Annotated in this window: 6 protein-coding genes and 1 pseudogene; 1 reads left to right on the top strand and 6 read right to left on the bottom strand. The window is 68.9% G+C overall.

Features of this window, described 5'->3' with window-relative positions; genetic code table 11:
• The 4 genes and pseudogenes from BME24068_RS09865 to BME24068_RS09850 all read right to left on the bottom strand — a co-directional run.
• Positions 1-479: pseudogene (locus tag BME24068_RS09865) on the bottom strand (type III secretion system cytoplasmic ring protein SctQ); the annotation flags it as partial.
• A gap of 395 nt (positions 480-874) precedes the next feature.
• Positions 875-1273 carry a winged helix-turn-helix domain-containing protein gene (locus BME24068_RS09860; RefSeq protein ID WP_174925935.1) on the bottom strand — a complete coding sequence of 133 codons (399 nt, stop codon included), beginning with the start codon at positions 1271-1273 and terminating at the stop codon, positions 875-877.
• A 440-nt stretch (positions 1274-1713) separates the two neighbouring features.
• Positions 1714-3924 carry a xanthine dehydrogenase family protein molybdopterin-binding subunit gene (locus BME24068_RS09855; protein WP_174925934.1) on the bottom strand — a complete coding sequence of 737 codons (2211 nt, stop codon included), beginning with the start codon at positions 3922-3924 and terminating at the stop codon, positions 1714-1716.
• A gap of 2 nt (positions 3925-3926) precedes the next feature.
• The gene (locus BME24068_RS09850; RefSeq protein WP_096508103.1) at positions 3927-4388 is read right to left on the bottom strand and encodes a (2Fe-2S)-binding protein; all 462 of its coding nucleotides are present in this window, start codon (positions 4386-4388) and stop codon (positions 3927-3929) included.
• A 180-nt stretch (positions 4389-4568) separates the two neighbouring features.
• On the opposite strand from BME24068_RS09850, the gene BME24068_RS09845 reads away from it, so the two are divergent.
• The gene (locus BME24068_RS09845; RefSeq protein WP_174925933.1) at positions 4569-5495 is read left to right on the top strand and encodes an AraC family transcriptional regulator; all 927 of its coding nucleotides are present in this window, start codon (positions 4569-4571) and stop codon (positions 5493-5495) included.
• Between the two features lie 12 nt (positions 5496-5507).
• Here BME24068_RS09845 and BME24068_RS09840 read toward each other — a convergent pair whose 3' ends face one another.
• Both BME24068_RS09840 and BME24068_RS09835 read right to left on the bottom strand, forming a co-directional pair.
• Entirely contained in the window at positions 5508-8150 is a 2643-nt protein-coding gene (locus BME24068_RS09840; protein ID WP_174925932.1) for a glycosyltransferase, read from the bottom strand.
• Between the two features lie 29 nt (positions 8151-8179).
• Positions 8180-9598, bottom strand: coding sequence for a UDP-glucose dehydrogenase family protein (locus BME24068_RS09835; RefSeq protein WP_239007784.1), 1419 nt, complete (start codon positions 9596-9598; stop codon positions 8180-8182).
• Positions 9599-9633: the final 35 nt, after the last annotated feature.

Raw genomic sequence — 9633 nt, 5'->3', positions numbered from 1 at the left:
GGCTGCGCGCGCCACGCGGGTGACGGCGCCGGCGGCGGCAGCAGTTCGACGCGCTGCCGCGTCGCGGCCTGCAGCACGCCCGCGAGCGGCGCGCACAGATCGGCGAGCAGCGCCGCGCGGATCACGGCCGGCACGGCCGGATCGGCCGCGTCGCCGAGCCACTCGGCTTCCGCGACCGGATCGATCCACAGCGTGCCGGTGGCCGGGCCGACGACGAAGCGGTATGCGTGCGCATCGGCGGCCGGCTCGGCCTCGACGCGCCAGCGCACCTCGTACGCGTGCTCGCCGAGCGTGACCGGCACGGGCTGCGTTGCGCAGTACGCATGCGACAACCCGCGCGCGGCGGCGGCGGACAGGCGCGGCAGGTAGGGCGACGCGTCGAGCGCGACGGCGGCCGGCAGCGCGGCGGTCGTCGCGCTCGCGCTCGCCCGATTCACGGTGTCGCCGGCGTCGGCATTCGTCTGGAACAGCGCTGGCACGGCGGGATCGGGGTGAATTCGGTGTGAGTGGTTCGACGGGTCGTTCCGGCCGGCGGCACGGCGTGCGCGCGGCGGCTGCGTCGATTGTAGGGACGGCATCGGCCGCGTGCCGGGCCGGAATCCGTAGTCGTCGGGGTTGCGCGGCGGCCGGGCGGGCGCGGACCTACGAAGCGCGATGCGCGCCGGCGCGGGACGTGCGATCGCGATCGCCGAAATGGAACCGCCGCCCGGAGGCGGCGGTCGTGTCGCGTTGCGCGGCCGTGCGGGGCGGCGGGCAGGTTGCCGCCGACGGGCCGGCCGGGCCGCGACGCGCTGCGCATCACCGGCGCGGCGCGGGTGGGGGGACGGGTGTCGGCGCGCCGCCGCGAGCAGGCGGGCGGCGCGCGGGCAAAGCGTTACGCGTAGTCGGCAGCCAGCGCGGGTTGCGGCGCGGCGCGCAGGATCGGCGCGGCGTCGTGGCGCTCGACGTGCGTCATCGCCGCACCGAACAGCACCAGCCGATAGCCGACCGCGTAGATCGGGATGATCCGCAGGTTCTTGTCGTGCTCGAGCTGCAGCTTCGAACGGATGCGCGAGATATGGGTGTCGAGCGTGCGCGACGACACGCTGAGCTCGCGGCCCCACACCGCTTCCTGGATCGCCTGCCGCGGCACGATCTTGTTCATGTTGTCGAGCAGGAATTCGACGACGTCGAATTCACGCGGCGTTACGTCGACGACTTTGTTGTCGATTTCGATCGTGCGGCGCACGAAGTTGATTTTTATGTTGTCGATGTACAGGTATTTGCAATCCATGTTGGCCCTCGCATGTCCGTAAAGGAGTGTTTGCGGGAACCTGTGTTGCAACTTTCGGGCCAGGGAGGTCCTGCCGGGAAACGACGGTCGCCGGCGGCGGTGCCATCGGCCTGCCGGCCTTTGAATTTAAAAGAATTTTTAACGCGCGGATGAGGCGCGGCGCTGGAAGGGTCGGAGCCGCATTGAAGGATTGTTACGTAGCGTGAAGCCGGAACGTTACGGGCGTTACGGGCGGCGTAACGTCGGAACGGGCGGCGGGAGCGTGCGGGGGACGAAGCGGGTCGGGCGGGGGGGAAGAACATGTGGAAAACCTTCCATGAAACCCTACATCGAACCCGACATCAACGCATGACGACTGTCGCTGCTTTCGAGCCATTGTTTCCCGAGGATCGGGCCGGCCGCGCGACGTCCCCGCCCCGCGGCCGGCCTTCCACTCGCCATCAAGCCTTCGCGGTATCCGCCGAATCGAACGGCAGCACGTAATGCCGCTTGCCGGTCGCCGCGAAGATCGCGTTGGCCACCGCCGGCCCGACCGGCGCGACCCCAGGCTCGCCGACGCCGGTCGGCGCCTCGGCCGACGGCACGATGTGCACCTCGACCTTCGGCATCTCCGCCATCCGCAGCACGTGGTAGCCGTCGAAGTTGCGCTGCTCGACCTGGCCGTCCTTCAGCGTGATCGCGCTGTGCAGCACCGCGCCGAGGCCGAAGCCGATCCCGCCTTCCATCTGCGCGGCGACGATGTCGGGATTGATCGCGATCCCGCAGTCGACCGCGCATACCACGCGCTCGACCTTCACCTTGCCGTCGGCGTCGACCGACACCTCGGCCACCTGCGCGACGTAGCTCTTGAACGCCTCGGCGACCGCGATGCCGCGCCCGCGGCCCTTCGGCAGCGGCTTTGCCGGATCCCAGCCGGCCTTCTGCGCGACCAGATCCAGCACGGCGCGCATGCGCGGCTCCTTCGCGAGCAGGTCGCGGCGGAACAGGTACGGATCCTTGCCGGCCGCGTGCGCGGCCTCGTCGACGAACGCCTCGACCGCGTAGGCCGTGTGCGAGCTGCCGACCACGCGCCACCACAGCACGGGCAGGCCGACCTTGGTGGTGGTGAGCTCGACCGACACGTTCGGCACCGCATACGGCAGGTTCGCCGCGCCCTCGACCGACGTCGCGTCGATCCCGTTCTTGACCATGAACGCCTCGAACGGCGTGCCGGCGAGGATCGACTGGCCGACGATCCGGTGACGCCAGCCGACCAGCCGTCCGTCCGCGGTCAGCCCGGCGTCCATCTTGTGGAAGTACATCGGGCGATAGAAGCCGCCCTGGATGTCGTCCTCGCGCGTCCACTGCAGCTTGACCGGCTTGCCGTCCGCGCCGAGCGCCTTCGCGATCGACACGGCCTCGACCACGTAGTCCGACCACGCGTTCGCGCGCCGGCCGAAGCTGCCGCCCGCATACAGCGTGTGGATCCGCACCTGCTCGGGCTTCAGGCCCGCGACCTTGGCCGCGTTGCCCTGGTCGACCGTCTGGAACTGGTCGCCGGCCCAGATCTCGCAACTGTCGGCGCTCAGCTTGACGACGGCGTCGAGCGGCTCCATCGGCGCGTGCGCGAGATACGGGAATTCGTACGTCGCGCTGACCTTGCGCGCGGCGCCGGCGATCGCCGCGTCGGCATCGCCGTCCTTGCGCGCCGACGCGCCGGGCTTGTCGGCGAGCTGCCGGTATTCGCGCATGATCTCGTCCGAGCCGCGCTTTTCGGCGTGCGCGTCGTCCCATTCGACCTTCAGCGCGTCGCGCCCCTGTTTCGCGGCCCAGAAGCCGGTCGCGACGACCGCGACGCCGTGTGGCACCTGCACGACCGACACCACGCCCGGCACGGCCTTCGCGGCCGTCGCGTCGAACGACTTGACCGTCGCGCCGAAGCGCGGCGGGCGCTGCAGCAGCGCGACGCGCATGCCGGGGAAGGTGGTGTCGAGCGTGAAGTGCGCGGTGCCGTTCGATTTCGCCGATGCGTCGACGCGCGGAATGCGATGGCCGATCAGCCTGAAATCGGCCGGCTGCTTCAGCACGACCTTGTCGGGCACCGGCAGTTTCGACGCGTCGGCCACCAGCGCGCCGTACGCGGCTGTCTTGCCGCTTTTCGCGTGCGTGACGACGCCGTCGGCGGTGCTCAGCTCGCTCGCCGGCACTTTCCAGCGCGCGGCGGCGGCCGATACCAGCATCGCGCGCGCCTTGCCGCCCGCTTCGCGCAGTTGCTGCCACGAGTTCGACATGGCCGAGCTGCCGCCCGTGCCCTGCATCGTGCCGAACGCGAGGTTCGCGTAGCGCTTCGCATCGGCCGGCGCGCTTTCGACGCGCACGTTCGACCAGTCGGCGTCGAGTTCCTCGGCGACGATCGTCGCGATGCCCGTGTACGCGCCCTGGCCGAGTTCGACGTGTTTGGCGATCACGGTCACGGCGCCGTCGGGCGTGATGCGCAGGAACGCGTTCGGCGCGAAGTCGGCGGCCGGCGGCGTCGCGGCGAGCGCGCGGCGGCCGAGGCCGGCCCATTCGAAGCCGATCGTCAGGCTGACCGCGGCCGCGGCGCCCGCGGCTTTCAGGAACGTGCGGCGCGACGGTCGCACCGAACCGGGATTGTCGAGTTCGATCGTCATGGTCAGGCTCCCAGCGTCGCGGCCGCGTCGTGGATCGCGGCCCGGATGCGGGCGTAGGTCGCACAGCGGCAGATATTGCCGTTCATCGCGGCATCGATGTCCGCGTCGGTCGGCTTCGGGTTTTGTTCGAGCAGCGCGGTGGCCGACATGATCTGGCCGGACTGGCAGTAGCCGCACTGCGGCACCTGCAGCTTGACCCAGGCGGCCTGCACGGCGTGCGCGGGCTTGCTCTGCAGCCCTTCGATCGTCGTGACGTGCTTGCCCGCGATGCCGGCGAGCGGCAGCACGCACGAGCGCACGGGCTGGCCTTCGAGATGGACGGTGCACGCGCCGCACTGCGCCATGCCGCAGCCGAATTTCGTGCCGGTCAGCCCCGCGTGTTCGCGGATCGCCCAGAGGACGGGCATCGACGGATCGGCGTCGAGCGTGACGCTCTTGCCGTTCAGGACAAACGTGGTGGGCATTTTTTGTCTCCGTGGGGAAAACCCGGCGTACGCCGGATCAGGTGGCAGTGTGCGCGAGCGCCCGATTTTTCCGGCTACCCAATCCTGCAAATTTATTGAACAATCCTGCAAATCCCCGGCGCGTCGCGAGCCGTTTCGCTATGCTCCCGCGACACTGGGAAATGAATCGAGGATGGCGTCATGGACATGACCGATATCGCGGCGTCGCGCGAATCCGGGCGGCGCGAGCTGGCCTTGCTGATCGGCCGCTTCGCGCCGACGGACGGCTCGCACTCGACGGCCGTGCCGGCGTTGCTGCTGCACCGGCACGCGCATCCGGTCGATCTCGGCTGCGGCGTGTCGCGCGCCGCGCTCGTGATCGCCGCGCAGGGCGCGAAGCGCGTCATCGTCGCCGGCCAGGCGTACGAATACGACACGCAGAACTGCCTGATTACGTCGATCGACTTGCCGATCCTCTCGCGCGTGACGCAGGCTTCGCCCGAAGCGCCTTACCTTTGCCTGTCGCTGACGCTCGATCCGCAGCGCATCGTCGAGCTCGCGGCCGAGATGCGGCTGCCGGAGCCCGACGCGGGCCCCGAGGGCGAAGGCATCGCGCTCGCCGAACTCACGCCGCCGCTGCTCGATGCCGCGTTGCGGCTGTTGCGGCTGCTCGACACGCCGGCCGACATTCCGGTGGTCGCGCCGCTGATCGAAAAGGAGCTGCTGTACCGGCTGATGACGAGCGGGCAGGGCACGCGGTTGCGGCACATGGCCGTCGCGGGCAGCCAGACGCACCGGATCGCGCGCGCGATCGAATGGATCCGCGATCACTACGCGGAACCGATGCGCGTCGACACGCTCGCGCAGGCGGTCAACATGAGCGTGTCGTCGCTGCACCATCACTTCAAGCACGTGACGACGCTGAGCCCGTTGCAGTACCAGAAGCAGTTGCGGCTGCACGAGGCGCGGCGGCTGTTGCTGCACCAGGGCGGCGACGTCGGGTCGGTGGCGGCGACCGTCGGCTACGAAAGCGCGTCGCAGTTCAGCCGCGAATACAGCCGGCTGTTCGGCGCGCCGCCGATGCGCGACGTCGTGCACCTGCGCCGGAAGGAACTGCTCGGCACGTAGCGGCGCGGCCGCTCATTTCGCGACGACGTTCGTCTGCAGGAACGACGGCGTGATCCGCCAGTCGGGCACATAGTTCGCCGGCCACGCGCCGGGCGTATCGACCGCGTTGAAATAGAACACGGCCGTGAGCAGCGGATAGCGCCACAGCGACCGCTGGAATTCGTCGAGCTCCGCGCGCTTGCGCGCGTCCGACCCGTCGATGCCCAGCTCCGTGACCATCACCGGCAGCCCGTAGTCGGTCACTCGCGCGTACTTGGTCTTCAGGATGCTCGCGGCGGAGAACTGGCCGCCGGGCGGCCACACCGCGCAGCGCCGGCAGTCGAAGACGGACAGTCCGACGTCGTCCACGTAGGCGCGGCCGGGGAAATAGTCGTCGAGGTTGCGGTTGCCGGCCGGCGACCACACGAAGCGGATCTGGTTGGTCACCATCCGGCATGCGGTCACGACGCGCCGATAGGCGTCGACGTACGCGGACGCGTCGCCGGTCGCCCATGGGTAGCGTCCGGTGTCGACCTCCATCTCGTGGCCCCAGCGCACGAACACGGGGCCCTTCAGCGCGGCGAGCGCCGCGCAGGTCGTCGCGATGAGCGTGTCGTAGCGGCCGTGCGCGATGTCCGCGAGCAGTGCGCCGCGCCGCGTGTCGCCGGCCGCCCACGGCTCGACGGTCAGCATCAGCGATCGATTGCGGGCCTGCGCGGTGCGGTACGCGCTATCGATTTCCGCGCCGAGGTCGGGCGCGTTCCACGACACGAACACATGATCGAACGCGAGAGCCGGATTGTCCGCGAACGCGTGGCCCGGGTCGTACGCGCCGAACGCCGGCTGCTTCACCAGCTGCCCCGGCGCGGGCGCGACCACCGCGGGCAGCCCCGAACGCCACATCATCGCCTGCCAGCCCTTCGGCGCGCGCAGCCCGATGCCCGTCAGCAGTATCGCGAGCGCGAACACGAACAGCGCGTTGCGCACGGGCAGGCGGCTGAAGAACATCTGCCGGAGCGCCGATGCGGTGAGCCCCTGTTCCCTGCCGTGGTTGACGGTGACGACGCCCGCGATCACGAGATACAGGATGCTCGTGAGCGTCGAGAACAGGTAGAAGCCGGCCGCGTTGTGCGGATTGCCGACCGCGACGACGGGCATGCTGCAGAACAGCGAGATCAGCAGATACGGCGACACGACGCGCAGCGGCGCGTCCTGTTCGATCGTGCCGCCCTTGGGCGTGACCTTGAACGCGAATTCCTTGCCGCGCAGGCAGTCGAGCACCGCCGACCCGCAACCGAGCACGACCCACGGCCAGCGCGCGAACACGAACGACAGGCCTTCCCACGACAGCAGCTTCGTATTGAGCGGCCGGCACGACCGGGTCGTGCGCGTGACCCACGTGACGACGCAGAGGATCAGCACGGTGAGCGGCAGCGCATAGGTCAGGTACGTGAGGTAGTCGACGTGCGCCCACACGCGCCCGGTGAGGAGCGCGACGACCGGAATCACGACGCTGCCGGCCATCGCGAGCGCGCACAGCGGATACCAGAGCTGGCAGAACAGGAACTGCGTCTTCAGCTTCAGCGGCAGGCCCATGAAATAGTGGCGCGTGTAGCGCAGCATGATGATCATCACGCTCTTCGACCACTGGAATTCCTGCGTCGCGAGATCGGCGAAGGTGCGCGGCCCTTCGCCGTTCGCGATCGCGTTCAGCGCATGCATGCCGCGCCAGCCATTCGCGTTGAAGATCATCGTCGTCGAGTGATCCTCGGCGAGCTCGGGCCCGATCCCGCCGATCTCGCGCAGCGCGCGGCAGCGCACCGCGTAGTGCGAGCCGATGCAAAGCGGCGCGAGCCCGGCCGCGTAGCCGGCCTGCATCGTGCCGTGCAGCGGCCCTTCGACGTTGACGCGCCCGCGCGCGCTCCAGCTGGTGGCCGCGTTGCTGTCGCAGATGCTCGGCGCCGACACGTAGCCGACCTTCGGATCGAGAAACGGCCGCAGCATTTCCTCGAGATACGTATGGGTCGGCACGTGGTCCGCATCGAGCTGCGACACGAAATCGTAGTTGTCGTAGCCGTACGTATCGTAGAAGTACGCGAGATTGCCTTCCTTGCATTTCGTGCGGCGCGGCCAGCTCGTGCGGTGGTACTCGGCGATGCCGCGCCGCGTCGACACGCGCACGCCGTGCAGGGCGCACCATTCGAGCGTTTCCGGCGTCGGGTCCTCGTCGGCGAGCCACGTGTCGTGCGGGTAGCTCTGGTCGAGCATCGCGAGCAGCGTCGTGCGAACGATGTCGAACGGCTCGGACGGCGCCTTGGTGACCACCATCGCGACACGCCAGTCGCGCGGCACCGCGAGCGCCGGGTTCGGCACGACCGCCGAGCGGATGATGAAGATGAAGTAACCGGGAATGAAGGTGGTCCAGAACAGTACGAAGCAGTTGACGCCGAAGCGGAACGCATCGACGTAGTGCTCGTCGCGCAGCCACCATTGCCAGAAGATCCCCAGCGTGACGAACCAGCACAGCGCGAGGAGCTGGAACACCGTCTTCGTCTCGGGGTCCATCAGCGGGACGAGGAGGGGGACTTCCGTGTGCGGGCTGTCGACGCGCTCTGCTTCGGTATCCGATGTTTCCCGGGCAGGGCCGCCGGCAAGCGACGCAACCAGATTCTTCATGGCGTTCTCCCGCAACGGTTGGGTAACGGTTACTTCGAGTCGACCACCCGGGTTGAAGCAAGGGGCGCCGCGGGTGCGTCCGCGGACGGGGTGCGCGGCGCGTTCGCACGGTCCGCGCTCGGATGTTCGCCGCACGAGCGGCCCACGCGTTCGTAGCGGCGAAAGCCGCTGTCGACCGCGAGCTGCTCGTTGAACAGGTTGCGCATGTCGAGCATCACGGGGTCGGCCATGTGGTCCGCGAGATCCGCGAGATCGAGCGCCTCGAATGCCTTCCATTCGGTCATCACGACGACCGCGTCCGCACTGCGCACCGCGTCGACCGCCGTGCCTTCCATGAACACCTGCGGCAGCAGCCGCGACGCCTCGTGCGGGCGCGCCGGGTCGTAAGCGCGGATATGCGCGCCGGCGCCGACCAGCAACTGGATCACGTCGATGCTCGGGCTTTCGCGCACGTCGTCGGTCTGGCCTTTGAAGGTCAGGCCGAGCACGGCGATGCGCTTGCCCTTGATCGAGCCGCCGCACGCCTTCTCGATGCGGTGGAGGATCTGCTCCTTGCGCAGCGCGTTCGATTCGATCGCCGCGCTGACGATGCGCAGCGGTACCGCGTATTCGGACGCCGTCGCCTTCAGCGCGCGCGTGTCCTTCGGGAAGCACGAGCCGCCCCAGCCGGGGCCCGCTTTCAGGAACGACGCGCCGATGCGCCGGTCGAGGCCCATGCCGTTCGCGACCAGCTCGACGTCCGCGCCGACCGCTTCGCACAGGTCGGAGATTTCGTTGATGTAGCTGATCTTCACCGCGAGGAACGCATTCGCCGCGTATTTGACCAGCTCGGCCGTCTCGATCTCGGTGGCGAGCACGAGATGGCCCATCGCCTCGAGCGGCGCATAGATCGCCTTCATGATCTCGATCGCGCGCGGATGCTCGGCGCCGAACACGACGCGATCCGGATGCATGAAATCGTCGATCGCCGATCCTTCGCGAAGGAATTCCGGGTTCGACGCGATCGCCGCTTCGATGCCGGCGGGAGTGTGATGCTCGACGATGTGTGCGACGGCCCGGTTGGTGCCGACGGGGACCGTCGACTTCGTGACGACGACCGTGAACCGGTTCAGGTTCGACGCGATTTCCCGTGCGGCTGCCTCGACGTAGCGCAGGTCCGCGCGCTCGGTGCCCGGCAGCGTCGGCGTGCCGACCGCGATGAACACCGCGTCGCGGTCGCGCACGCTCGCCGCCAGGTCGCTGCTGAAGCGCAGCGTGCCGCGTTCGACGTTGCGCGCGACCACGGCGTCGAGGCCCGGTTCGTAGATCGGCATGCAGCCGTCGTTGAGCGCGTCGATCTTGCCGCGATTGTTGTCGATGCACACGACGTCATGCCCGAGATCCGCGAAGCAGGCGCCGCTGACGAGTCCGACGTAGCCGGTGCCGACGATGGCAATCCGCACATTCATGGTGATTCCCCTGCGTGGGTTTGTCTGATGCCTGC

This window comes from Burkholderia anthina, assembly GCF_902498995.1.
Classification (GTDB): Bacteria; Pseudomonadota; Gammaproteobacteria; order Burkholderiales; family Burkholderiaceae; genus Burkholderia; species Burkholderia anthina.
This window is presented reverse-complemented; position numbering and strand designations above follow the sequence as displayed.